This window comes from Microbacterium sp. 22179 (genome assembly GCF_052045715.1).
Classification (GTDB): domain Bacteria; phylum Actinomycetota; class Actinomycetes; order Actinomycetales; family Microbacteriaceae; genus Microbacterium; species Microbacterium galbinum.
On record NZ_JBQEPJ010000002.1, the window covers coordinates 498,467 to 522,299 of the forward strand.

General features: G+C 71.4%; 22 protein-coding genes. 13 read left to right on the top strand and 9 right to left on the bottom strand.

Features of this window, described 5'->3' with window-relative positions; genetic code table 11:
* Both ACTJKK_RS07510 and ACTJKK_RS07515 read right to left on the bottom strand, forming a co-directional pair.
* Positions 1-1,392 (bottom strand): polysialyltransferase family glycosyltransferase, encoded by a 1,392-nt coding sequence (locus ACTJKK_RS07510; RefSeq protein ID WP_440747508.1) that lies wholly within the window; start codon positions 1,390-1,392, stop codon positions 1-3.
* A complete protein-coding gene (locus ACTJKK_RS07515; RefSeq protein WP_440747509.1) occupies positions 1,389-2,369 on the bottom strand; it encodes a glycosyltransferase family 2 protein in 981 nt (326 codons plus the stop codon). The genes ACTJKK_RS07510 and ACTJKK_RS07515 overlap by 4 nt, the downstream gene beginning before the upstream one ends.
* A 124-nt stretch (positions 2,370-2,493) precedes the next feature.
* Between ACTJKK_RS07515 and ACTJKK_RS07520 the strand changes: the two genes are divergently transcribed.
* Both ACTJKK_RS07520 and ACTJKK_RS07525 read left to right on the top strand, forming a co-directional pair.
* Positions 2,494-3,384, top strand: a complete 891-nt coding sequence (locus ACTJKK_RS07520; RefSeq protein WP_440747510.1) for a hypothetical protein — start codon at positions 2,494-2,496, stop codon at positions 3,382-3,384.
* Between the two features lie 46 nt (positions 3,385-3,430).
* Entirely contained in the window at positions 3,431-3,739 is a 309-nt protein-coding gene (locus ACTJKK_RS07525; protein ID WP_247625218.1) for a DUF4229 domain-containing protein, read from the top strand.
* Between the two features lie 48 nt (positions 3,740-3,787).
* On the opposite strand, the gene ACTJKK_RS07530 is transcribed toward ACTJKK_RS07525, so the two are convergent.
* The 3 genes from ACTJKK_RS07530 to ACTJKK_RS07540 all read right to left on the bottom strand — a co-directional run bounded on the left by ACTJKK_RS07530 (position 3,788) and on the right by ACTJKK_RS07540 (position 5,610).
* The gene (locus ACTJKK_RS07530) at positions 3,788-4,783 is read right to left on the bottom strand and encodes a 1,4-dihydroxy-2-naphthoate polyprenyltransferase (RefSeq protein ID WP_440747511.1); all 996 of its coding nucleotides are present in this window, start codon (positions 4,781-4,783) and stop codon (positions 3,788-3,790) included.
* 62 nt (positions 4,784-4,845) lie between these two features.
* Positions 4,846-5,136, bottom strand: coding sequence for a DUF4287 domain-containing protein (locus ACTJKK_RS07535; RefSeq protein ID WP_440747512.1), 291 nt, complete (start codon positions 5,134-5,136; stop codon positions 4,846-4,848).
* Between the two features lie 18 nt (positions 5,137-5,154).
* Complete coding sequence (locus ACTJKK_RS07540) at positions 5,155-5,610, bottom strand: Lrp/AsnC family transcriptional regulator (protein WP_247634062.1); 456 nt, start codon at positions 5,608-5,610, stop codon at positions 5,155-5,157.
* 72 nt (positions 5,611-5,682) lie between these two features.
* Between ACTJKK_RS07540 and ACTJKK_RS07545 the strand changes: the two genes are divergently transcribed.
* Entirely contained in the window at positions 5,683-7,143 is a 1,461-nt protein-coding gene (locus tag ACTJKK_RS07545) for a DUF6421 family protein (protein ID WP_440747513.1), read from the top strand.
* Positions 7,144-7,174: 31 nt separating this feature from the next.
* A complete protein-coding gene (locus ACTJKK_RS07550) occupies positions 7,175-7,816 on the top strand; it encodes an SDR family NAD(P)-dependent oxidoreductase (protein ID WP_440747514.1) in 642 nt (213 codons plus the stop codon).
* A 28-nt stretch (positions 7,817-7,844) separates the two neighbouring features.
* On the opposite strand, the gene ACTJKK_RS07555 is transcribed toward ACTJKK_RS07550, so the two are convergent.
* The gene (locus ACTJKK_RS07555; protein WP_440747515.1) at positions 7,845-9,242 is read right to left on the bottom strand and encodes an MFS transporter; all 1,398 of its coding nucleotides are present in this window, start codon (positions 9,240-9,242) and stop codon (positions 7,845-7,847) included.
* A 62-nt stretch (positions 9,243-9,304) separates the two neighbouring features.
* Here ACTJKK_RS07555 and ACTJKK_RS07560 point away from each other — a divergent pair, with 62 nt between their 5' ends.
* Positions 9,305-10,369, top strand: coding sequence for a threonine aldolase family protein (locus ACTJKK_RS07560; protein WP_440747516.1), 1,065 nt, complete (start codon positions 9,305-9,307; stop codon positions 10,367-10,369).
* Positions 10,370-10,431: 62 nt separating this feature from the next.
* Here ACTJKK_RS07560 and ACTJKK_RS07565 read toward each other — a convergent pair whose 3' ends face one another.
* The gene (locus ACTJKK_RS07565; protein ID WP_440747517.1) at positions 10,432-11,043 is read right to left on the bottom strand and encodes a DUF4916 domain-containing protein; all 612 of its coding nucleotides are present in this window, start codon (positions 11,041-11,043) and stop codon (positions 10,432-10,434) included.
* Between the two features lie 110 nt (positions 11,044-11,153).
* Here ACTJKK_RS07565 and ACTJKK_RS07570 point away from each other — a divergent pair, with 110 nt between their 5' ends.
* The gene (locus ACTJKK_RS07570) at positions 11,154-11,810 is read left to right on the top strand and encodes an alpha/beta hydrolase (RefSeq protein WP_440747518.1); all 657 of its coding nucleotides are present in this window, start codon (positions 11,154-11,156) and stop codon (positions 11,808-11,810) included.
* 282 nt (positions 11,811-12,092) lie between these two features.
* Entirely contained in the window at positions 12,093-13,694 is a 1,602-nt protein-coding gene (locus ACTJKK_RS07575; protein WP_440747519.1) for an ABC-F family ATP-binding cassette domain-containing protein, read from the top strand.
* Between the two features lie 15 nt (positions 13,695-13,709).
* On the opposite strand, the gene ACTJKK_RS07580 is transcribed toward ACTJKK_RS07575, so the two are convergent.
* Together ACTJKK_RS07580 and ACTJKK_RS07585 are read right to left on the bottom strand one after the other, a co-directional pair.
* Positions 13,710-14,789, bottom strand: coding sequence for a hypothetical protein (locus ACTJKK_RS07580; protein WP_440747520.1), 1,080 nt, complete (start codon positions 14,787-14,789; stop codon positions 13,710-13,712).
* A 44-nt stretch (positions 14,790-14,833) separates the two neighbouring features.
* Positions 14,834-15,241 (bottom strand): DUF6157 family protein, encoded by a 408-nt coding sequence (locus ACTJKK_RS07585; protein ID WP_440747521.1) that lies wholly within the window; start codon positions 15,239-15,241, stop codon positions 14,834-14,836.
* A 69-nt stretch (positions 15,242-15,310) separates the two neighbouring features.
* On the opposite strand from ACTJKK_RS07585, the gene ACTJKK_RS07590 reads away from it, so the two are divergent.
* The 6 genes from ACTJKK_RS07590 (at position 15,311) to ACTJKK_RS07615 (ending at position 23,809) form a co-directional block, all read left to right on the top strand.
* Positions 15,311-20,056: an ATP-dependent helicase gene (locus ACTJKK_RS07590; protein ID WP_440747522.1), complete on the top strand. Its 4,746-nt coding sequence runs from the start codon at positions 15,311-15,313 to the stop codon at positions 20,054-20,056.
* A 63-nt stretch (positions 20,057-20,119) separates the two neighbouring features.
* A complete protein-coding gene (locus tag ACTJKK_RS07595; RefSeq protein ID WP_440747523.1) occupies positions 20,120-20,962 on the top strand; it encodes an EI24 domain-containing protein in 843 nt (280 codons plus the stop codon).
* On the top strand, positions 20,962-21,735 hold the full coding sequence (locus ACTJKK_RS07600) for a DNA-formamidopyrimidine glycosylase family protein (RefSeq protein ID WP_440747524.1): 774 nt from the start codon (positions 20,962-20,964) through the stop codon (positions 21,733-21,735). The genes ACTJKK_RS07595 and ACTJKK_RS07600 overlap by 1 nt, the downstream gene beginning before the upstream one ends.
* An 82-nt stretch (positions 21,736-21,817) precedes the next feature.
* Positions 21,818-22,225 (top strand): DapH/DapD/GlmU-related protein, encoded by a 408-nt coding sequence (locus ACTJKK_RS07605; protein ID WP_247625234.1) that lies wholly within the window; start codon positions 21,818-21,820, stop codon positions 22,223-22,225.
* Between the two features lie 56 nt (positions 22,226-22,281).
* Complete coding sequence (locus tag ACTJKK_RS07610; RefSeq protein ID WP_440747525.1) at positions 22,282-23,010, top strand: LysR substrate-binding domain-containing protein; 729 nt, start codon at positions 22,282-22,284, stop codon at positions 23,008-23,010.
* An 82-nt stretch (positions 23,011-23,092) separates the two neighbouring features.
* A complete protein-coding gene (locus ACTJKK_RS07615) occupies positions 23,093-23,809 on the top strand; it encodes a glutamine amidotransferase-related protein (protein ID WP_440747526.1) in 717 nt (238 codons plus the stop codon).
* Positions 23,810-23,833 lie beyond the last annotated feature (24 nt).

Here is a 23,833-nt window from a genome sequence, read left to right on the forward strand (position 1 = left end):
TCATCGTCCTCGAATCACTCGCCAGGCCCGGCCCGCACGCCGTCGCGCCCCGATCGCCGTCAACCGCAGCTCCTCCATACGCCCGGTGCCTCCGGCCGAGCGCAGCATCCGCCGCGCAGCACTCTCGGCCGGCGCCCCGGGCAGGCGCAGGTCGCGCAGCCGCTCGGGCGAGAAGTACCGCTCGCGTTCTCCCGGCGTCAGGTCGCGCAGCAGCAACTCCGCGCGCTCGCGCAGGTGCCCGGCGATCTCGGGCTGCATGGCGTAGCCCACCGCATCGACGAGCAGCTGCAGACGCGCAGGATCGACGTACGGGGAATCCTCCCGGGTGAGCGCGTCGATGATCGTGAGCGGCACCCGGTTGCTGTTCTCGTACGGGCGCAGGCGGCGCAGCAGCATCGACACCCCCGCCGAGGCGATCGTCGTGCCGCGCAGGGCCTGCACGGTGGGCAGCGCGGTCGAGAACGCCGCGACCACCGCGCGGGCATCGACGCGGCGCGCGAGCTGCTCGGCGGCGAGCGGACCCCGGTAGACGGCGAACTCCACGCCGTGCGAGAGGGCGCGTTCGCGCACGGCATCCGTCTGCAGCGGCGGCGCCGCCGGATGCGGTTTGAAGATGATGCGGGCGGGCCCGGCGCCGGCCGCCCGGTCGATCAGCTCGCGCTGCAGTGCGATCTCCTCGCGCGGGGTCAGCAGTCCGAGCGCCGAGAGGTACTGTCCGAGCACGATCGCCGTGGGGGCGCCGTCGTCGAGCGGATGCCCCGCCGTGTCGAGGAGGGGCTCCCCGAGATCGGTCTCGTCGAGCACGCGTCCGAGCGCGGCGACGGGCACGGGAACGGATGCCGCGACCGGGCCGCCTGCGAGAGGCGCGACCCCCGGCACGACGTCGGCGTGCAGCACCCGGATGATGCGGCTCCGCACGGCGTGGTCGAGGGGCACCCGCATCGGCGAGTACGTCATGAGGCCGTCGCCCACGATCGTGATCTTCGCGCGCGGGAACAGCGACATCAGCGTGCGCGCCGGCGCGACCTGCGGGCTCTGCACGAACAGCTCGAGCTCATCGGCGTCGAGGTTCCACGCGCGGGTGAACAGGCGCTCGAGCAGGGGCAGGTCGGCAGGTTCCGGCTCCCATCCGCTCGGATGCAGCGGGCCGAGCAGCGCGTCGAGGTCCTCGATCCGGTCGAAGCGAGTGCGCAGCGCGGCGAGCGCCGGATCTGCGGCGATCCCGGTCACGAGCTCGGGCACCCGCGCCGAGACGAACGGCACCAGCACCCGGTCGCCGCCCGCTCCACCGCGGCCCACCTTGCCGGGACGCGGCTCCAGCAGCCCCTCGTCGATCGCCGCGGCGACGGTCGCGAGTCCGTAGGCGCTGTGCAGTGCGAAGATCCGGGTCATGAGCCGTGCCCCGCCCGTCGCAGCACCCGCGCGAGCACTCGGCGCCGTGGTCCCGAGAGTGCGCGCACGGCGGCCCGCACCTCGGCGTGGGGCAGCGCCCGCAGCAGCTCGACGATCTCCGCACGCATCTCCCCGCGCAGTGCGCGCGGCATCCGCCGGGCTCGCACGAGGTGGTGCGAACTGAGCGCCAGGGAGGAGAAGGTGATCTTCGGCAGGAATCGTGCGGCCTCGGCATCCGCCTCGACGATCGCGACGGCCTCGACCATCGCGCGGGCGAAGTCGAGCTGCCGCCGATCGCGCACCTGCGTGAGCGAGGTCGACACCCCGCGGCGGTACAGGAGCGCGGGGGCGTCGACCACCGCGAACGAGGAGTCCGACAGATGCAGTCGCCAGATCCAGGGGCGGTCCTCGGCGGTGTGCAGCCCCTCGGGGAAGGCGGCGAGTCCCCGATCGATGATCCGGCGGTCGAAGATGCCCGCCCAGGCGAACGGGTAGTCGACCATCGTGGTCTCGGCCTGTGGCAGGATCGCGTCGCGGGCGGCGACGACGGCCTCCCGCCACGGATGCGGCGCGCGCACGAGCACCCGATCGGCATCCGTCACCGTGACGTGATCGGTGCGCAGGAAGTCGGCATCCAGCTCCCGCAGTCGGCGCGCCAGCACGGCGAGCCGCTGCGGCTGCATCCAGTCGTCGCCGTCGAGGAAGCAGAACGCCTCGCCCTCGACGTGCGCGAGTCCCTGGTTGCGCGCGCTCGCGAGCCCGCGGGCCGAGTCGTTGCGGATGACCTCGGCGTGCGGGAACCGATCGGCGTACCGGCGCATGAGGGCGCCGGTCTCGTCGCCGGATCCGTCGTCGATCGCCACGAGCTTCAGCGCCGCCGGGTCGTCGAACTGGCGCGTCAGGGTCTCGAGCGTGGTCGCGATGTAGGCGCCGGCGTCCTTCGCGGGAAGGATGACGGTGACGAGCGGACTGCGCACGGGACTCCCGGTGATGGTCGGTCGGTCGGGAATCGTCTCAGGCGTTCCTTGCCGCCCGGCGACGCGCGGGTGAACGCGGGGTGTCCTGGTAGGCGGGGCCGCGCGCATCGGCGACGATGGAGCGATGCTCTTCTCACGCGGGTCGAACGGTCGACGGATGCTGCGACGACGCCGTGACACCCATGATCTGCGATGGCTCTCGGCGCGCGCCTGGACGACCCGCTGGTATCCGCAGGGGATCGACATCGGCGAACGCGGGGGGCGCCGCACGCTCGCCGTCAGCTGGTTCCGCCAGGATCGGACCGGCCATCATCTCGCCTCGCGCGTCGTGCTGATCGACACCGAGCGGGCCAGGCATATCGACATCGCGCTCGCGATCGAGGACGATGCGGGCGACCTCCAGCCCGCGCAGATCCACACGGGCGGGCTGGCCTGGTTCGGCGATCGGCTGTTCGCCGCGGCGACGGGACGGGGCATCTGGGAGTTCGACCTGTCCGACATCCGCCGCGTGCACGGCCCGGTCGCTCGGCGCGTGCGCGGGATCGCCGGCCGATGGTGGCCGCGCTCCGCGCTGGTCGCCGTGCGCACGCGCGTGCATCCGATCGATCTGCGCTGCTCGTTCCTCGGGCGCGCGTTCGACGCCGACGGCGCACCGCTGCGGCGGGTGCTGATCGGCGAGTACCGCCGCGACGACGAGGGACGCATCGGCGAGTTCACGATCCCCGAGGGCACCGATGACGGCTTCGTCGCTCACGAGCGGTTCGCGCCCGGCATCCCCCGCATGCAGGGTGCGGTGCGGTGGGGCGACCGGGTCCTCGTGTCGCAGTCGGCGCTGAAGACCCCCGGCAGGCTGTGGACCGGCACGCGCGATGCCCTGACCCGGCACTCCGTGCCCCTGCCCGCCGGGTGCGAGGACCTCGCGCTCGATCCGGACGAGCGGATGCTGTGGACGCTCGGCGAGCATCCCCGGCACCGGGTCGTGCGGGGCATCCCCTTCGCCCGTATCGGGCTGTGAGGGTCGGCCGAGAAGTCCGCCCCGAGAACGCTCGTAGACTTGTCGGGTGAAGCCTGCACCTTTCTTCGTCTACTCCGTGCTGCGGCTGCTGGCGTTCCTCGTCCCGCTCGCGATCCTCTGGTTCTTCTTCCCGATCTTCCGGGAGTTCTGGTGGCTCGCCGCGATCTTCGCCGCGCTGATCGGCACGAGCATCTCGATGCTGTTCCTGCGCCGCCCGCTCACCGAGGCGTCGGCGGCGATCGTCGAGCGCCGCGAGGCGCGCGCGTCGACCGGCCAGGAGGATGCCGACGCGGAGGATGCGGTGGTCGACGGCGAGAGCGAGACGCGCGCCGACGAAACCCGCGACGAGAAGTAACCGAGGGAAACGGCCGGGCTGTGCCGGGCTGTGCCGGGCTCGGCCGGCTCAGCCGATGAACGCCCAGAACAGGGCACCGGCGTACAGCAGCGAAGTGAGCGAGGTCAGCGCGAGAGCGATGACGAGTTCCTTGGGCTGGCGGTAGGTCCAGACGATCAGGATCGCCGGGAGCCCCGCGAGCAGGGCGAGCAGCGAGAGCCAGGCGATCGGGAAGAGCAACGCCAGCAGGATCGCGATCGCGAACGGCGCGAGCACGAACAGCGTGAACAGCACCTGCGTCGCGCGGCGCCCGATGAGCACCGTGAGGGTGCGCTTGCTGACGACGCGATCCTGGTCGATGTCGCGCAGGTTGTTGGCGAGCAGCACCGCGCAGGCGAACAGTCCCGCGGCGATCGCCCCGAGCCACGCCTGCTGCGGCAGGTCGAAGATCTGCACCCAGGTCGTGCCGAGGGTCGCGACGAGCCCGAAGAAGACGAACACGAACACCTCGCCCAGACCGGCGTAGCCGTAGGGGCGCTTGCCGCCGGTGTAGAACCAGGCGGCGACGATGCATGCGGCGCCGACGGCCAGCATCCACCACTGCTCCGTGCGCACCACGATCGCGACGCCCACCGCGGCGGCGAGCGCGAAGAACACCAGCCCGATGATGAGCACGGTGCGCGGCTTCACGCGACCCGAAGCGGTGAGGCGCGTGGGACCGACGCGCACGGCATCCGTCCCCCGCACGCCGTCGCTGTAGTCATTGGTGAAGTTGACGCCGATCTGCAGCAGCACCGCGACCGCGAGGCACGCGAGGGCGATCACCCAGTGGAACTCGGGGCCCGTGCTGCGCGCGGCTCCCGTGCCGATGAGCACCGGCGCGATCGCGAGGGGCAGCGTGCGCAGACGCGCGGCGCCGATCCAGTCGCCGATCGTGACGGGCCCGGCCTCGATCACGGCCTGGCGGGCGGGGTCGCCGCTCGCCCGCTTCGCCGGGTTGCCGCTCACGCGGGCCGGGTTCGTCTTGCGGGTCGCGGAGGTCTTGCGCTTCGAGGATGCTGCCACGGAGGAATCCTACTGTGCGAGCCCATGACGCCCCGGGGCGACGGCGGGTCGGGGATTCGGGCTCAGGGATTCGGGTTCGAGTCCTTGCCGTCGAGCCACAGCTCGTCGCTCTTGTCGCCGTGTGCTCCGCCCTTGCCGACGTGCGTGGAGCTGATCTTCGGGCCCTTGAGGATCACGTGCACCATCGCCTGGGCATGCCCGTGACCGAGACCGTAGGTCTCCTTGAGCCAGTTCAGCACGACGGTCGACTTCGTCGTCTCGTCGAAACCCTGCTCCTTCGCGAGCGCGATGAACTGCCGGGGCGTCAGACCCGTCTGGGTCTCGACATTATCGAGGTAGGCCTGGAACGACATCGGTGTCTCCTTCAGGGGTCAGTCGTGCGCGATCGGGATGATCGGTCGATGCTCATAGTAGGTCTGCAGCACCACGGTCGTGCGGGTGTTCACGGATGCCGCGAGCCGGATGTCGCGCACGAGCTCCTCGAGCGCCCGGGGCGAGGCCACGCGCACGAACAGCATGTAGCTCGCGTCACCGGCGATCGAGTGGCACGCCTCGATCGCATCCAGGTGCTCGAGCTGCTCGGGGGCGATGTCGGGCTGTGCGGGGTCGAGCGGGGTGATCTCGATGAACGCCGAGAGCGGCGTGCCCACCTTCTCCGGGTCGAGCAGCGCCCGGTAGCCGGTGATCACGCCCCGCGTCTCGAGGCGGCGCAGACGCGACTGCACGGCCGAGACCGACAGCCCCACGGCATCCGACAGTTGCGAGAGCGTGGCACGCCCGTCGCGGGAGATCTCGGCAAGGATCGCGCGGTCGACAGAGTCATCCATGCGTGTAAGAATATCGTTAGCTTCCCGTTTGCACAGGAAAGTTTCCGTCTATTTCTCCGATCGGAGGTCCCGATGTCCATCATTTCCGCCAACAGTTCCGCTGTTCAGGCCATCGTCGGCGAACCCGAGGTCGTCGAGGACTCTTCGACGGGCTCAGTGCAGGCGCATTCGGCGGAATCCTCCGCCGCCTGGGCACAGCTCAAGGATGCCGCGATCGCGATCCGCGAGATGCAGATCAAGGACGGATCGATTCCCGACGCCGCGCACCACGCGACGGCCCGGGAGCTCGTCGCCGCGATCACCGCCGGCATCCGCGCCCTCGCGCCCGCCTTCCCCCATGACGCCGCCTACCTCGCGGCCTCCGTGGCCGACTTCGACCGCTGGGCGGCGGAGGACTTCGGCGTTCCGGACTTCCTCGACTCCCTCGTGGCGTTCCAGCCGCAGGAGCACCGCATCGACGGCATCCGCCACCTGGTCGTCTTCCCGATGTACACGCAGAACGGTTCGAGCGACCGCCTCGTCGAGGCCCTGATCGTCGAGACGATCTGGCCGGAGTTCATCGGTGCCCTCGAGGCCGGCGACTACGGCAACAAGCTGTTCGTCTCGCTGCGTCTGATCGACTTCACGCCCGGGTACGACACGAACTCGGCCGTGCTGTTCCCCGAGACCGTCGCGATGCGCGAGATCCCCTCGTTCACGTGGGGCGCGATCTTCCAGGACCGCGAGGCCGCCCGCTACCGCCGCGTCACGCGCGCGGCATCGGAGATCACCAAGCTCGATCTGCCCGAACGCGCCGCCGAGATGCTCGACGACCAGGCGCTCACCGAGCGGGTGTTCGTGATGTGGGACATCATCCACGACCGCACCCACATGCGCGGCGACCTGCCGTTCGATCCGTTCATGATCAAGCAGCGGATGCCGTTCTTCCTCTACTCGCTCGAAGAGATGCGCTGCGACCTGACCGCGTTCCGCGAGTCGGTCAAGATCGAGCGCACGCTCACCGCGCGCAGCGAGGCCGGCGAGGATCTCACCGACTCCGAGCGCGAGATGCTCGAGCATGCACCTCTGGTGCAGTACGCCGTGATCTTCGACCGCATCTTCCGCTTCGCGATCACGGGTTCGCGCGTGCGCAACTACGACGGCCTCGGCGGACAGCTGCTGTTCGCGTGGCTGCACCAGCGCGGAGTGCTGCACTGGACCGACACGGCGCTCGCGTTCGACTGGGAGGGTGTGCCCGACGCGGTCGTCGCGCTCGGTGACGCGATCGACGACCTGTACTGGCGTTCGATCGACCGCCCGAAGACGGCGCACTGGCTGGCCGCCTACGACCTCGTGCGCTCGGTGCTGACGCCGCACCCCGCGTCCGCCTGGGCGCGCGGACTGTCGGACGAGATCCTCGCGGGGGCCCCCAAGGGCTACACCGACGCGGTGCTCGACGACGAGTTCCCGCTGTCGATGTTCTTCGAGGCGCTCGACAAGAAGATGAAGGCCGTGATCGAGTCGACCGTGGGAATCCGCGGAACCGACGACTGATCGCATCCACGGCCGGGCCGGAGTCTCGCATATGAAGACCATCGTTCTCGCGGGTGCCACGAGCGCCTCCGGCCTCGCCGTGACCCGCGCGCTGATCACGGCGGGCATGCGCGTCGTCGCGACCGGACGCTCCGCCGACCGTCTGCAGCCGCTGGCGGATGCCGGAGCACGGACCGACGTCGCCGATGCGACCTCGCTCGATGACATGATCGCGCTGGCGGAGCGACTCGCGTCCGACGGCCTCGCGGTCGACGCCGTCGTGCCCCTCGTGGGCGGGTGGCGCGGGGGCGGCGGCCTCGCCGGTCAGAGCGACGAGGACTTCGCCGCGCTGCTGCCCGCGCTCGACGCCGTGCGCGCGACGAGCCGCGCGTTCGACGGGACGCTCCGGGCATCGGATGCCGGACGCTTCGCGATCGTGTCGTCGACGGCCGTCGCGCGACCGCTCGCCGGCGGGGCGAACTACGCCGCGGTCAAGGCCGCGAGCGAGGCGTGGACGCGCGCCGTCGCACAGGGGTTCGCCAAGACGGCTCGCGATGCGGGAGAGCCGCTGCGCGCGGCATCCGTCGTGTTCCGCGCGAAGGCGCTCGATCCCGAGTCGCTGGCACCGCGCATCGTCGGTCTCTGGGATGCGGATGCCGCCGAGTTGAACGACCGGGTCATCGACCTGGAGTGAGCGGGGCACGCGATCGGGAGCGTGGCGTCTAGAGCTGCGGTGCTCCCGGGACGACCGGCGGGGCATCGTCGACCGATGCACCCTCGCCCTCGCCCTCGCCCGGAATGCTCTGCTCGGGCGCCTCGGCGTAGAGCACCGTGAGCTTGCGGTACGACTTCGTGAAGAACGCGAGCGTCGCCGCGACCACCATGATGAGCCCGGCGAACAGACAGATCAGGGCGATACCTCGGGCCTCTCCTTCGCCGAGCAGCCAGCCCCACTGCTGCTGACCCTCGCGGCCGTCCATGTAGGGGATGATCAGGAACTCGGCGAGAGGCGCGATCAGGAACGCCGTGATGGGTGCGGCCGCCGCCTCCATCGCCGCCGCGACGCCGAAGACCCGCCCCTGGCGTTCGAACGGCACGACCTTCTGGATCACGGTCTGCTCGGCCGCCTCGACCGGGGGCACGAGCGCCATGTAGACCCACATGCCGAGCACGTACAGCCACCACCACTCGCGCAGCATGAACACCGCTCCGAGCAGCCCCATCGCGATCACGACGAGCAGCATGGTGCGCATCGGCTTCTTGCCCAGGCCGAACTTGGCCACCAGGCCGCCGCCGATGAGGAAGCCGGTCGACGCGAAGGCCAGGGCGAAGCCCCACGTCTGCGCGTCGAACAGCGTGAGCCCGTAGGGGTCCATGAGCGCCATGTAGACGCCGCCGATGAGGTTGTTGAAGGTCGAGAAGATGATGAGGGCGAACAGCCCGGGAGCCTGCCGGATCGCGCGCACGCTGCCGCGGAAGTCGACCGCGCTCTTGGCGTCGGGGTCGGCCTGCGGCTCGCTCTCGGGGATGCGGATGAAGAGCAGATGCGCGAAGGTGACCGCCATCGCGGCGATCGCGATCGCGAGGGTCCAGCCCATGCCGAGGAACCCGATCGAGAGCCCCGAGAAGACGCTCGTGACGAGGAAGGCGATGCCCTGCACCGTGCCGACGAGTCCGTTGGCGTTGGCCCGCTTCTCTTCGGGCACGAGCAGGGTGACGGTGGTCGAGAGCGCGATGTTGCGCAGCTGCTCGATCACCCCGCCGAACAGGATCACACCTGAGAACAGCCAGAACCACGGGCCGCCCAGGTCGAGCAGGGCCGCCTCAGGCTGCGACAGGTAGAGCACTCCGGCGACGAGGAAGGCCACGGCCGAGATCACGCTCGAGAGCACCATGACCGCGTGCTTGCGGTGCCGATCGACGATCGTTCCGAACATCATCGCGAAGAACGCGACGAACAGCATGTACGCGCCGCCGATGATGCCGGTCGCGAGCACCGACTGCGTCTCGATGTAGACCCAGAAAGTGAGCGCGAACCAGAGGAAGCTGGTCGTCACGTTGGCGATCAGCGTATTGACGAGGACGTTGAGGAACGCCCGGTTCGCTGCGGTCCGCTGCATGGGTTCGAGGGTACTCAGGACCACCGACATCCGATACGGGTTCGGGCGAATAGGCTGGGTCGGTGACCATTCAGCACGACCCCGCGATCCGGGGCTTCGCCAGTGACAACTACTCCGGCATCCACCCCGAGGTGCTCGCCGCGATCGCGACCGCCAACGACGGCCACCAGGGCGCCTACGGCAGCGACGCGTACACCGCGCGCCTGCAGGAGGTCGTTCGCTCCCACTTCGGCGAGCGCGCCGAGGCCTTCCCCGTCTTCAACGGCACGGGCGCGAACGTCACCGGCCTCCAGTCGATGCTTCCCCGCTGGGGTGCGGTGATCGCGGCCACGACCGCGCACATCAACGTCGACGAGGGCGGTGCCCCCGAGAAGATCGGCGGGTTCAAGCTGCTCACGGTGCCCACCGACGACGGCAAGCTCACCCCCGAGCTCATCGACCGCGAAGCCTGGGGCTGGGGCGACGAGCACCGCGCGCAGCCGCTGGTGGTCTCGATCACCCAGTCGACCGAGCTCGGCACCCTCTACACCGCCGACGAGATCCGTACGATCGCCGATCACGCGCACGAGCGCGGCATGAAGCTGCACCTCGACGGCGCTCGCCTCTCGAATGCCGCCGCCGCCCTCGATCTGCCGCTCGCGGCCTTCACCACGGATGCCGGCGTCGACGTGCTCAGCTTCGGCGGCACCAAGAACGGCGCCATGCTCGGCGAGGCCGTGGTGGTGCTGAACCCCGAGGCATCCGACGGGCTGGTCTACTCGCGTAAGTTCAACATGCAGCTCTCGTCGAAGATGCGCTTCGTCTCGGCGCAGTTGATCGCTCTGCTCGAGGGTGACCTTTGGCTGCGCAACGCGCGTCACGCGAACGCCATGGCCGCCCGCCTGCGCGGCGAGATCGAGCAGGCCATCGCATCGGGTTCGATCACCGGCGTCGCCTTCACGCAGCCCACCCAGTCGAACGGTGTGTTCGCGACTCTGCCCGACGGCGTCGCCGACGCGCTGCGCGAATCGTTCCGCTTCTACGACTGGGATGCCGCGCGCAACGAGGTGCGCTGGATGTGCAGCTTCGACACCCACGAGGACGACGTCGACGCGTTCGTCGCCGAGCTCGCTCGCCTCACGTCCTGAGGCCGTGCGGAGCCTCGGCCGGCACGCTCATCGCAGCGGCGCTCTCAGCGCAGCCGGCGCGCTCAGCGCAGCAGGCCGAGACTCGCGAGCGCCTGCCGGATGAGCGTGCCGCGGCCGCCCTCCATCTCCGACCAGACCGCGTCTGAGCCGGCGGCCTCGGGCGAGAACCAGGTGACCTCGAGGGCATCCTGACGGGGCTCGCAAGTGCCGGTGACCGGCACCACGAAGGCGAGCGACACGGCGTGCTGCCGGTCGTCGTGGTAGGCGCTCACGCCGGGGATCGGGAAGTACTCGGCCACCGTGAACGGCAGGGGCTGGGGCGGGAGCAGCGGGAACGCCATCGGACCGAGGTCGTTCTCGACGTGGCGGAACAGCGCGTCGCGGATGGTCTCGCCGAAGCGCACGCGGCCCGAGACGATCGTGCGCGTCATCTCACCCAGGGGCGTCGAGCGGAGCAGGATGCCGATCTCGCTCACCTGACCGGATCCGTCGGTGCGCACCGGGATCGCCTCGACGTAGAGCATCGGCAGGTGCCGGCGCGCCTCCTCGAGCTCGACGTCGCTCAGCCACCCGGGGTTCGCGTCGGGCACCGGAGGCTGCGGGGCGCCGTCGCCGAATCCGCCGAGGCCGTCGTCGTCGGGCTCGGGGTCGGGATCAGGTGTGCGCACCGCCATGTGTCCTTTCTACCAGCAGCATCCGACTTCCCCTATGGCCGGGCCGCTGTCGGCGGCCGCGCCGTGCCGAGGCCGGGCCCGTGTCGGCGGCCCCTGGCAGGATGGACGGCATGAGCGAGGAGCTGACGATCGACGACGCCGCGACCCGGTGGGTGCCGGGCGACCGCACGGGCAAGCCGCTGCTGGTGCTGCTGCACGGCTACGGCGCCGACGAGCACGACCTCATCGGACTGGCCCCGTATCTGCCCGCGGACATCGCCGTGGCATCCGTCGCTGCACCCCTCGCCCCTCCGTTCCCGATGCCGGGCCGGTCCTGGTACCCCATCGAGGGTCTGAACGGTCGTCGGCCCGAAGACGTCACGGTCGCCGCCCGCGCGTTCCTCCGCTGGCTCGACGTCGCCGCCGCCGACGCGTCGTCGGTGGCACTCCTCGGCTTCTCGCAGGGCGCGGCCGTCGCCCTCCAGACGCTGCGCCTCGCCCCTGAGCGGCTCGGCGCGGTCGTCGCCCTCAGCGGCTACGCCACCCCGGGCGACCTGCCCGGCGACGAGGCCCTGCGCGAGCTGCGTCCGTCGGTGTTCTGGGGCCGCGGATCGGCCGACGACGTGATCCCCGAGGCGCTCATCACGCACACCTCGCTGTGGCTCCCCGACCACTCCACGCTCTCCGGCAGGGTCTACACCGGGCTCACGCACAGCATCTCCGAGGAGGAGCTGGGCGACGTGCACCAGTTCCTCGCGCTCTGGCTCGAGGGCATCGCCGGCGAGTGACCCGCGCGGCGCTCGGGCGCGGCGCTCCGGCGCGGCGGAGCGTCGCGACACGCCCGGGTTGCACGACGGCATCCGCCGGGGGTATCGTCGTCACGTCCTGTCCGCCGTGTCTGGAAGTCCTTTGATCTGATCCGTCGCCTCCGCGCTCCTCTTTCCGCGCGCTGACCCGACGATCGCCGACTCCACCCGGCCGCTCTCCTCCCGCCTTCGACGGCGCCGCGCAGGAGACCCGCCGTGCAGGCCCGGTGTCAGTGCACCCTCGCACTCGACAGGAGACACACCGTGTCAACCCCCACCCTTCACGCATCGGTCACGCTCGACCGCCTCACCTTCGCCTGGCCCGACGGCTCCACCGCCCTCGATTCCGTGTCGGGCGCCTTCGGCGCGGGTCGGACCGGCCTCGTCGGACGCAACGGCGCCGGGAAGTCCACCCTGCTCCGCCTCATCGCCGGCGAACTCGACCCGACGGCGGGCACGGTGACCACCACCGGTGACGTCGCGTACCTGCCGCAGCAGCTCACGCTCGACATCGAACGACGCGTCGCCGACCTGCTCGGGGTCGGGGCGGCGCTCGATGCCGTCCGCGCGATCGCGGCGGGCGACGTCGACCCCGCCCACTTCGACGCGGTCGGCGACGACTGGGACATCGAGGCGCGAGCCGCGGCATCCCTCGCCGAGGCCGGTCTCTCGCCCGAGTTCCTCGACCGTCGCGTCGGGGAGCTCTCGGGCGGTGAGGCGGTGCTCGTCGCGATCGCCGGCATCCGTCTGCGGCGAGCTCCGATCACGCTCCTCGACGAACCCACCAACAACCTCGACCGCGACGCCCGTGCGAAGCTCGCCGCGATGGTGACCTCGTGGAAGGGCACGCTCATCGTCGTCAGCCATGACGTCTCGCTGCTCGACAGGATGGACGACACCGCCGAACTGTTCGGCCGCACGCTGAGCGTGTTCGGCGGACCGTACTCCGAATGGCGCGCGTGGCTGGACGCCGAGCAGGATGCCGCGCGACAGGCCGAGCGCGATGCCGCCCAGGTCGTGCGCAAGGAGAAGCGCCAGCGCATCGAGGCCGAGACCAAGCTCGCGCACCGTGCGCGCACGGCCCGCAAGGCCGAGATCGAGAAGCGCGTGCCGAAGATCATCGCGCACGGCCGGAAGATGGCCGCGGAGGTGTCGGCCGGCAAGCTTCGCACCGAGGTCGGGGCGAAGGAGGATGCCGCGCGCGCCGCCCTCGATGAGGCGGGGCGCCGCGTGCGCGCCGAGGCGTCGATGAAGATCGAGCTTCCCGACCCGCAGGTCTCGCGCAGCCGCCGCATCGCCACGATCACCGATGCGGAGAGGTCGTGGGTCGTGCAGGGCCCCGAGCGGGTCGCGCTGATCGGGCGCAACGGTGCGGGCAAGACGACCCTGCTGGAGCGCCTGGTCGCCGGGGCCGCGCCGGAGGACGGACGGGCGGTCGCCGCCGCGTACGTCGATCACATCGGCTACCTGCCGCAGCGGGTCGACGGCCTCGACGGGACGCTCACCGTGTTCGAGAACATCGCCGCGGCGGCCCCGCACGTGCCCGAGAAGGAGCTGCGCAATCGGCTCGCACGCTTCCTCATCCGCGGCGCGACGGCCGACCGGCCGGTGGGGGCCCTGTCGGGAGGCGAGCGCTTCCGCGTCGCGCTGGCGACGCTGCTGCTGGCGGATCCCGCGCCGCAGCTCGTGGTGCTCGACGAGCCGACGAACAACCTCGACCTCGACACGGTCGACCAGCTCGTCGACGCGCTGACGGCGTACCGCGGCGCCGTGCTCGTCGTGAGCCACGACGACGCCTTCCTCTCCCGTCTCGCTCTCGACCTCACTCTCGAGATCGACGGCGAGGGGATGCTGCAGCAGGTGTGAGCGGCCGGAGCGCGCTCACTCGAAGGTCACGACGAGCGCGCTCCCGCTGACCTCGACCGTGCCGCTCGTCGACAGCTCGCCCTCGAAGGTCACCGGCTCCGCGGCATCCGCCGGGGCGTAGACGGCCCGGACGGCTCCTCCCCGTGCGACGAACATCTCGCCGTCGAGCAGCAACTCGACGGTCGGGTACGTGTCGACGATCCATTCGACCTCGACGGTGCGTGCGTCCAGCGGTGCGCTCAACGGGCATCCGTCGACCCGCCAGGTGGTCTGCGTGGCGCACTCGTCGAGATGCGCGTCGACTTGGCGCTGCACCTCCTCCGAGAAGTTCGCGTTCGGGACGACGGCGACCTTCCGCGCTCCGCCCGGTGCGCCGGTGATGACGAGTTCGTCGATATCCGTCTCGTAGAACGTGTCATCGATCGCCGCGACCGGGTACACCGCCGGGTACAGCGCGAGCGGCAGGACCTCGCCCGAATCGACCGTCGGCGTCTCGACACCGCCGAGGAGGAACGCGGGGTCCTCCTCCGTGACGATGAAGCGGCCGGTCAGCGCAGTCCTGACCTGCCACTGCCCCGACTCCTCGTCGCGGGCGAGCGAGAGGGTCGTGTCGTGCCGCTCTCCCGCCAGGGCGAAGGACACGTCCACGCTCGTGACGCTCGCGGCGTCATCGGCGTCTGCGGGGGCCTCGACGACGACGTCCCGAATCCGTTCGGTCGCGGCCCCGAGCACCTCGTCGGTCAGCATCGACGGGTCGTCCAGCTTCTCGATCTCCTGCGGCCGGGGGGCCACGAGAGCCGCGGCCGCGGTGGCGTCGCCGTCGGCGATGTGCTGGAGGTATTGCTCGGCGACCTCACCGGCGCTCGGCCCGCGGTTCGCACCGTTCACCGCCACCAGGACGCCGGCGATCACCGCCGCGAGGACCGCGGCTCCGACGAACACCCACAGGAGGATCCACGCACCCGCGCGGGTACGGCGCGGCGGCCCGGGGTGCGCGGTGTGCGCGCCGGGATCAGGCGGCGATGGATGCTGCGGCGTGGAATTCTGCGACGCCGGAACGCCGTGGGCAGGCTGCGGTGCATGCGGATCGGTCATCGTCTCCCCCTGGTCGATCTGCACCCACCGTATCGGTCATGCCGTCAGGGCCGCCTGCTCCGCATCGCCCGCGTGTGGGAGATCCCGGGATCGGCGGCGTGGCGCGCATAGTCGTCGGATTCGCGCGCGACGAGGGCGACACGGCCCTGAGCGTCGTGGTGGAGGCCCCAGCCATAGCGCTTGCCGAGCGGCGAGGAACGCAGGCAGGGGCGCCCGACGGAGAAGAACAGGGCACGCTCGACGGCGTCGTCGACGGCGATTCCCGCTCGCAGGGCGAACGTCTCGAACACCACGTCGTCCGACGTGCGGCCGTACGGATGCTCGGCGATCAGCCGGTAGTGCAGGGCGGCGATCGTGGGTTTCTCGCTCGCGGGCGGCTCGACCGCGTGATCGGTCGGGCAGTCCTCGGCGACCTCGATGAACGTGTCGATGTAGTTCGTGGTGTGCGCCATGGCTACAGCATGCGCCCCACCACCGACAACCGTCGAGCCCATGTCGGTGGCCCGGGCCAAGATGGACGTATGAGTGACGTGCTCGAGCGCTTCACCCCACCCACGCAGGATTGGTTCCGGGGTGCGTTCCCCGCGCCCACTCCCGCACAGGCGGGTGCGTGGGACGCGATCTCGGCGGGCAAACACGCCCTCGTGGTCGCGCCCACGGGCTCGGGCAAGACGCTCTCGGCGTTCCTCTGGGCGATCGACAGCATCTTCCGCGAGCGCATGGCCGAAGCGGATGCACCCGCGAAGAAGAAGGACGACGCCCCGCGCACGCGCATCCTGTACATCTCGCCGCTCAAGGCGCTGGGCGTCGACGTCGAGCGCAATCTGCGCTCCCCGCTCGTCGGCATCGGGCAATCGGCCCGGCGGCTCGGGGCTCCGTCGCCGACGGTGACGGTCGGTGTCCGCTCGGGCGACACCACCTCGAGCGACCGGCGCAAGCTGGTCTCCGATCCGCCCGACATCCTCATCACCACGCCCGAATCGCTCTACCTCATGCTCACGAGCCGCGCGGGCGAGACGCTGCGCGGCGTGCACACCGTCATCATCGACGAGGTGCACGCGGTCGCCGCCACCAAGCGCGGCGCCCACCTGGCGGTGAGCCTCGAACGCCTCGACGCGCTGCGGTCGTCGTACGGTGCCGAGGCCCCGGCGCAGCGCATCGGCCTCTCGGCGACCGTGCGCCCGATCGACGAGGTCGCCCGCTTCCTCGGCGGTTCCGCGCCCGTCGAGATCGTGGCGCCCCGGGCATCGAAGACCTTCGAGCTGGGCGTCGTCGTGCCGATGGACGACATGACGAATCCGCCGCCGCCTCCGGGCAGCGGTGCCGACTCCCCGACAGCGGATGCCGAGTACACCGAGGTGACGGGATCGGTCTGGCCGCACGTCGAGGAGGCGATCGTCGATCGCATCCTGCAGAACAACTCGACGATCGTGTTCGCGAACTCGCGCCGCCTCGCCGAGCGCCTGACCGGCCGGTTGAACGAGATCTACTCCGAGCGCACCGGTGTCGAGCTGCCCGACCAGACGGTCCCCGCCCAGATGATGGCGCAGGCGGGGGCCACCGCGGGCGCCGATCCCGTGCTGGCCAAGGCGCACCACGGCTCGGTCTCGAAGGAGCAGCGCGCTCTCGTCGAGGAGGAGCTCAAGTCGGGCGTGCTGCGCTGCGTCGTCGCGACGAGCAGCCTCGAACTCGGCATCGACATGGGGGCCGTCGACCTCGTCATCCAGGTCGAGGCTCCGCCGTCGGCGGCATCGGGCCTCCAGCGCGTCGGCCGGGCCGGGCACCAGGTCGGCGAGATCAGCCGCGCAGCGCTGTTCCCGAAGCATCGGGGTGACGTGCTGCACACCGCGATCGTGACCGAGCGGATGCTCGCGGGCAAGATCGAGGCCATCCAGGTGCCCCGCAACCCGCTCGACATCCTCGCCCAGCAGACCGTCGCGGCGAGCGCGCTGGGAGCGATCAGCGTCGAGGAGTGGTTCGACACGGTGCGCCGCTCGGCGCCGTTCCAGTCGCTCCCGCGGTCGGCGTACGAGGCGACGCTCGATCTGCTCGCCGGGCGCTTCCCGTCCGACGAGTTCGCCGAGCTGCGCCCGCGCCTGGTCTGGGATCGCGACGCCGGCACGCTCACGGGACGTCCGGGCGCGCAGCGCATCGCGGTCACGAGCGGCGGCACGATCCCCGACCGCGGGCTGTTCGGGGTGTTCGTGGCGGGCGAGTCGACGGGCGCCCGGGTCGGCGAGCTCGACGAGGAGATGGTCTACGAATCACGCGTGGGCGATGTGTTCACGCTCGGCACGACCAGCTGGCGGATCGCCGAGATCACGCACGACCGCGTGAACGTGATCCCCGCGTACGGCCAGCCCGGCAAGGTGCCGTTCTGGCATGGCGACGGCATCGGGCGACCGTTCGAACTGGGCGAGGCCCTCGGAGCGTTCTCGCGCGAGGTCTCGGCGGCGACCCCCGAGAAGGCGGCGCAGCGCCTCATCGACGCCGGCCTCGACGAGCAGGCCCGCGCGAATCTGCTCGCCCACCTCAGCGAGCAGCGCGAGGCCACGGGCACCCTCCCGACCGATCGCACGCTCACGGTCGAGCGCGGCCGCGACGAGGTCGGCGACTGGCGCGTGATCCTGCACTCCCCCTACGGCATGAAGGTGCACGCACCGTGGGCGCTGGCGATCAACGCCCGGGTGCGCGAACGCCTGGGCGTCGAGGGGTCTGCGGTCGCGAGCGACGACGGCATCATCGTGCGCATCCCGGATGCCGAGGCCGAACCGCCCGGCGCCGAGCTGTTCGTCTTCGACCCCGACGAGATCGAGCACCTGGTGACCGAGGAGGTCGGAGGTTCGGCGCTCTTCGCCTCGCGCTTCCGCGAGTGCGCGGCCCGCGCGCTGCTCATGCCGCGCACCAACCCCAACCGCCGCACCCCGCTCTGGCAGCAGCGCCAGCGCTCGGCGCAGCTGCTCGAGGTCGCGCGCCGGCATCCGACGTTCCCGGTGATCCTCGAGACGCTCCGCGAAGTGCTGCAGGACGTCTACGACCTGCCCTCGCTGCGGCGGCTCGCGACCTCCATCGCCGACCGGCGCATCCGCCTCGTCGAGACGCAGCCCGCGCAGCCCTCGCCGTTCGCCCGCGACCTGCTCTTCGGCTACGTGGGCGCGTTCATGTACGAGGGCGACTCCCCGCTCGCCGAGCGCCGGGCCGCCGCGCTCTCGGTCGATCCCGCCCTGCTGGGCGAGCTGCTCGGCACCGTCGAGCTGCGCGAGCTGCTCGATCCCGAGGTCATCGCCCAGTTCGAACGCGAGGCGCAGCGCCTCGATCCCGAGCGCCGTGCGCGCGGACTCGAGGGCACGGCCGATCTGCTGCGTCTGCTCGGTCCGCTCGACGCCGCCGAGGTCGCCGCGCGGCTCGCGCCGGAGGGCGATCGCGAATCGGACGCCGATCGCGGACCGGAAGACGATCACGAACCGAACGAGGCCGTCGCCGCGGCCCACCTCGACGCGCTCGTGCAGGCCCGGCGCGCGATCCCCGTGACGATCGCCGGGGTGCAGCGCATCGCGGCGATCGAAGACGCCGGGCGCCTCCGCGATGCGCTCGGCGCGGCGCTCCCCACCGGCATCCCGGTCGCGTTCCTCGAGCCGCTCGCCGATCCGCTCGGCGACCTCGTCGCGCGTCACGCGCGCACGCACGGCCCCTTCACGACGGATGCCGTCGCCACCCGCTTCGGCATCGGCGCGGCCGTCGCGCGGCACACGCTCCAGCGGCTCGAGAATGCGGGCCGTCTCACGAGCGGTTACTTCCTGCCCGAGGCATCGGCCCCGGCCACCGGCTCCTCCGGGGCGGCGGGAGCGGCTGCAGGAACCCGCGACGACATCGAGTGGTGCGACACCGAGGTGCTGCGCCGCCTGCGCATGCGGTCGCTGGCTGCCATCCGCGGCAGCGTCGAACCGGTCTCTCCCGAGGCGTACGCGCGCTTCCTGCCCGACTGGCAGCACCTCACCCGCCCGCTCGAGGGCATCGACGGCGTGCTCGCCGTGATCGAGCAGTTCGCCGGCGTGCCCATCCCCGCGAGCGCCTGGGAATCGTTGGTGCTGCCCTCCCGTGTGCGGGACTACACCCCGGGCATGCTCGACGAGCTCACCTCCTCGGGAGAGGTCATCTGGTCGGGGCACGGCACGCTCCCCGGACGCGACGGATGGGTGTCGCTGCACCCCGCCGATCTCGCGCCGTTCACACTTCCGGAGCCCGACGCCGAGATCGCGACCGACTCGCTCGAAGCCCGCCTGCTCGGGGCTCTCGGCGGGCCGGGTGCACGCGACGACGCCGCGACCCCCGGGGCCGGCGGGAGCATCGGGGCGGCCGGTGGGATCGGCGGTGCGTACTTCGCGGCGCAGCTCAAGGAGATGACCGGTGCCGAGAACGAGCAGTCGGTGCTCGAGGCGCTGTGGTCGCTCACCTGGTCGGGGCACGTCACCAACGACACGTTCGCTCCGATCCGCTCGCTCCTCGCGGGCGGGTCGCAGGCGCACCGGGTGACCCGCCGCGCCCCGCGCACGCGCACGTACCGTGGTGTCTCCCTGGGCCGCACCCCCGCGCGCCCCACCGCGATCGGCGGACGCTGGTCGCTCCTCCCCGCCGCCGAGACCGATCCCGCCCGCCGTGCGACCGTGACCGCCGGGCTCCTGCTCGACCGCTACGGCGTCGTGACGCGCGGCGCCGTGCAGGCCGAGGGCGTACCGGGCGGGTTTGCCCAGGCGTACCGGGTGCTCGCCGGCTTCGAGGAGGCCGGGCACTGCCGCCGCGGCTACGTGATCGAGAAGCTGGGGGCGGCGCAGTTCGCGGCATCGGCCACCGTCGACCGCCTGCGCACGTTCGCGGGTCTCGCCGACCCGCCGCCCCGCAAGGCCGTCACCCTCGCCGCGACCGACCCCGCGAACCCCTACGGGGCGGCCCTGGGCTGGCCGCGCCGCGACGGCGTCTCGCACCGCCCCGGGCGCAAGGCCGGCGGGCTCGTGGTCATCGTCGACGGCGCCCTCGTGCTGTACCTCGAGCGCGGCGGGCGCACGGTTCTGTCCTTCACCGACGACGCCGAGGTGCTGCGCGCCGCCGCCGCCGATCTCGCCGCCACTGCCCGTGCTCGACGGCTCGACACCCTCACGGTCGAGAAGATCGACGGCGAGGGCGTCTACGGCACCCCGCTCGCTCTCGCCCTGCAGGATGCCGGGTTCGTCGCGACACCGCGCGGTTTCACGCTCCGCAAGGCGGTGTGACCCGCAGCCAGCCTCGGCCCGTCCCCCACCGCCCGCTCATCCGCCCCCTCTACTGTGAGAGTCATGATCCGAGAGTTCAGCACCGGTGTCCGCCTTCTGCTGCGCGGGTTCTCCGTATGGCGCACCCGCCCCGGACTCATGGCGCTGGGGCTCGTGCCGGCGGTCATCGCCCTCGTGCTCCTCATCGCCGCGATCCTCCCGCTGGTGCTGGGCATGGGGTCGATCACGGCGTGGGCCACGCCCTTCGCCGACGGCTGGGTCGAGCCCTGGCGATCGCTGTTCCGCACCGCGGTCGGGTTCGTCATCGTCGCCGCCGCCGTCTTCCTCGCGAGCGCCGTGTTCACGGCCCTGACCCTCACGATCGGCGATCCGTTCTATCAGCGCATCTGGCACGCGGTCGAGGTCGACCTCGGCGATCCGCCGCCGACCGACGGCGGCAGTTTCTGGACGACGATCGGCGAGGGCCTGCGCCTCGTGGTGCTGGGCGTGCTCATCGCGATCGTGGTGCTGATCGCCGGCTTCCTGCCCCTCGTGGGCGGTTTCGTCGGCCCCGTGCTCGGCGTGGTCCTCTCGGGACGCCTCCTCGCACGCGAACTCACCGGGCGCGCGTTCGATGCCCGAGACCTCAGCCCCGCCGACCGCGCCGCCCTGTTCGCGGGCAGCCGCGCGCGCGTGCTCGGGTTCGGCGTCGCCACCCAGCTCTGCTTCCTCGTGCCCGGCGGCGCCGTCGCGGTCATGCCCGCCGCCGTCGCCGGTTCGACGATGCTCAGCCGCAGCATGCAGGAACGCAGCCGCAGCATGCAAGAACGCAGCCGCAGCATGCAAGAACGCAGCCGCAGCATGCAGAATCACGACCTTCCCGCGCCGAGTGCTCCCCCGCCCCCGCCCCCGGTCGGACCGCGCTGATGCCCGAGGGAGATACCGTCTTCCGCACGGCGCGGCGGCTCGATGACGCGTTGGCCGGTGGCACCGTGACGCGATTCGACCTGCGGGTGCCGCGCTTCGCGACCGCCGATCTCACCGGCCAGACGGTGCACGGAGCGGCACCTCGGGGCAAGCACCTGCTCCTGCGTATCGGCGAGAGCACGCTGCATTCCCATCTGCGCATGGATGGTGCGTGGTTCGTCTACCGACCGGGTGAGAAGTGGCGGCATCCGGCGTTCAAGGTCCGCGCGATCGTCGGCACGGCCGAGCGCGAAGCGGTCGGCGTCGACATCGCCGAGATCGAGTTGGTGCCCACCCGCGACGAAGACGATCTCGTGGGCTACCTCGGCCCCGATCCGCTCTCCGCCGACTGGAATCCCGCAGAGGCGGCCCGGCGCATCTCGGCCGATGCGCGCAGCATCCACGTCGCCCTGCTCGACCAGCGCAACGTCGCGGGCTTCGGCAACGAGTACGCCGCGGAACTCCTGTTCCTGCGTGGAATCCTGCCGACCACGCCGGCCTCGGAGGTCGACGCCGCGGCCCTTCTCGACCTCGGCACGCGCACGATCCGTGCCAACCGCGACCGCCGCAATCGCACGTTCACCGGCGTCGATCGGCCGGGCCAGGCCACCTGGGTCTACGGCCGCGCGGGGCGACCGTGCCGACGGTGCGGAACGCTCATCCGACGGGGCGAACAGGGCGCGGATCCGACGCGTGAGCGCATCACCTTCTGGTGCCCCGTGTGCCAGCGCTGACCGGTTCCATACCGGGGAATGAATCCCGTAGACGCGTGGTTATTGATAGCACTGGGGAAAACCCCGGAGCACGGGAGGAATCGTGGGCAAGAACTACGTCGACATCGAGAACGACCGAGGCGACACGCTGCGCTACCGCAAGCACGCCAACGGCCGAGGACTCGTCGCGCACGGCGCGAAGGTACACCCGAAGGCGCACATCGAAGCCGGCGCCTACATCGAACCCGGCGCACGCATCGGCGCCGGAGCCACCATCGCGCGCGGCGCGTGGATCGAACCGGATGCCGTGATCGGCGACGGAGCGCACATCGAGGCGCACGCGCACATCGGAGAGGGCGCGGCCGTCGGCGATGGCGCGCACATCGGCGTCCGCACCGAGATCGGCGCGGGCGCGCGCATCGTGCGAGGCGCACGCATCGGCGACGACGAGACGGTCGCGGCCGGTCTCACCGTCGCGACGAACCGCAAGGGCCTCTGGCTCGCCGCCTGACGCACCGCTGACCACCGCGGCACCCGACCGCACGGTCGCCGGATACCCTTGATCGCATGGCGACTCAGGGACGGCGACCGCAGCGGCGCCCGCAGAAGACGACGAAGCCGCCGCAGCAGAAGCGCCGGCCCGGCCAGCCGAAGCAGGCGAAGAAGGTCGTCTTCGACGCCCCGGCCTCCGTTCCGGAGGAGCCGCGCGCGTTCCACCTCGGCGTCGTACCCGGCGCGACGCCGGGCAAGTGGATCGACGCCTGGAAGCAGCGCATGCCGCATGTCCCGCTCGAGGTCGTGCCGGTCGAGGTGGCCGATCAGGATGCCGCGATCGGCGGGCTCGACGCCGCCCTCGTGCGCCTGCCGCTCGGGGCGGACACCGTCGACACTCTGCACGTCATCCCGCTGTACGACGAGGTTCCCGTGGTCGTCGCATCGATCGAGTCGCACCTCCTCGCCGCCGAAGAACTCCGCCTCGAGGATCTCGCCGGCGAAGTGCTCATCGCGCTGACCGACGACACGCTGCCCGCGATCGACGCACCGGGTGCCCTCGCGCCGCGTTTCGCGCCCCTGTCCACCGCCGAGGCCATCGTCACCGCGGCGACCGGTACCGGCGCCGTGGTCGTGCCCATGTCGCTTGCGCGCCTGCACCACCGCAAGGACGCCGACTACCGCCCGCTCGTCGACGGCCCGACCTCGACCGTCGCCCTCGCCTGGGTGCGCGAGCGCACGACGCCCGACGTCGAGACGTTCGTCGGCATCGTCCGCGGCCGCACGGCGCAGTCGTCGCGGTGAGCGCCGTCGTCACGGTGAGCACCGTCGTCACGGTGAGTCACCGCCGACCGGCCGGCCGCCGCGCCCTCGTTAGAATCTTCTGATGTCCTCGCTTCTCTACGTCTGCGTGCGACCCGAGGTCGGGGCCGCGGATGCCGAGCACGCCTCGTTCCGGCGCGCGCTCGGCGTGGACGTCGTCGATCGCCTCGATCTCCTCGACGAGCCCCTCGACGAGAAGCGTCTGCAGGGCTACCGCGGGATCGTCGTCGGCGGTTCGCCGTTCAACGTCTCCGACACCGTGAAATCCGCCGTGCAGCTGCGGGTCGAGGCCGACCTCGAGCGCCTCGCCCGCCGTGCGATCGCGGCCGAGACCGCCGTCTTCTTCACCTGCTTCAGCATCGGCGTCGTCACCCGCCTGCTCGGCGGCGAGGTCGTCACCTCGACTCCGGAATCGGCGAGCGCGACCGTGATCCGCACGACGGATGCCGGAGCCGCCGACCCCGTGTTCGGTCCGAGCGCACCCGCGCTCACCGTCTTCACCGCGCACAAGGAGAGCGCCGCCGCGCTCCCGCCGGGGGCCCAACTGCTCGCGACGAACGACTCCTGCCCGGTGCAGGCGTACCGCGTGGGCACGCACCTGTACGCCGCCCAATTCCATCCGGAGCCCACGCCGCGCGACTTCGCCGACCGCATGACGTTCTACCGCACGACCGGGTACTTCGACCCGGACGAGTTCGATCGCGTGCAGGGGCAGGTGCTGGCGGCATCCGTCACCGAGGGCGCCGCGCTGCTGCGCCGCTTCGCCGAGACGTTCGCCTGAGCCGAGCACCCGAGACGTTCGCCC

Coding starts and splice junctions, on each gene's coding strand:
- ACTJKK_RS07540 (WP_247634062.1), bottom strand. CDS start 5,610: ATGGATGACTCTGTCGACCGCGCGATCCTTGCCGAGATCTCCCGCGAC.
- ACTJKK_RS07570 (WP_440747518.1), top strand. CDS start 11,154: ATGAGCGAGGAGCTGACGATCGACGACGCCGCGACCCGGTGGGTGCCG.
- ACTJKK_RS07595 (WP_440747523.1), top strand. CDS start 20,120: ATGATCCGAGAGTTCAGCACCGGTGTCCGCCTTCTGCTGCGCGGGTTC.
- ACTJKK_RS07510 (WP_440747508.1), bottom strand. CDS start 1,392: ATGACCCGGATCTTCGCACTGCACAGCGCCTACGGACTCGCGACCGTC.
- ACTJKK_RS07550 (WP_440747514.1), top strand. CDS start 7,175: ATGAAGACCATCGTTCTCGCGGGTGCCACGAGCGCCTCCGGCCTCGCC.
- ACTJKK_RS07555 (WP_440747515.1), bottom strand. CDS start 9,242: ATGCAGCGGACCGCAGCGAACCGGGCGTTCCTCAACGTCCTCGTCAAT.
- ACTJKK_RS07580 (WP_440747520.1), bottom strand. CDS start 14,789: ATGACCGATCCGCATGCACCGCAGCCTGCCCACGGCGTTCCGGCGTCG.
- ACTJKK_RS07610 (WP_440747525.1), top strand. CDS start 22,282: ATGGCGACTCAGGGACGGCGACCGCAGCGGCGCCCGCAGAAGACGACG.
- ACTJKK_RS07585 (WP_440747521.1), bottom strand. CDS start 15,241: ATGGCGCACACCACGAACTACATCGACACGTTCATCGAGGTCGCCGAG.
- ACTJKK_RS07565 (WP_440747517.1), bottom strand. CDS start 11,043: ATGGCGGTGCGCACACCTGATCCCGACCCCGAGCCCGACGACGACGGC.
- ACTJKK_RS07545 (WP_440747513.1), top strand. CDS start 5,683: ATGTCCATCATTTCCGCCAACAGTTCCGCTGTTCAGGCCATCGTCGGC.
- ACTJKK_RS07535 (WP_440747512.1), bottom strand. CDS start 5,136: ATGTCGTTCCAGGCCTACCTCGATAATGTCGAGACCCAGACGGGTCTG.
- ACTJKK_RS07590 (WP_440747522.1), top strand. CDS start 15,311: ATGAGTGACGTGCTCGAGCGCTTCACCCCACCCACGCAGGATTGGTTC.
- ACTJKK_RS07615 (WP_440747526.1), top strand. CDS start 23,093: ATGTCCTCGCTTCTCTACGTCTGCGTGCGACCCGAGGTCGGGGCCGCG.
- ACTJKK_RS07520 (WP_440747510.1), top strand. CDS start 2,494: ATGCTCTTCTCACGCGGGTCGAACGGTCGACGGATGCTGCGACGACGC.
- ACTJKK_RS07600 (WP_440747524.1), top strand. CDS start 20,962: ATGCCCGAGGGAGATACCGTCTTCCGCACGGCGCGGCGGCTCGATGAC.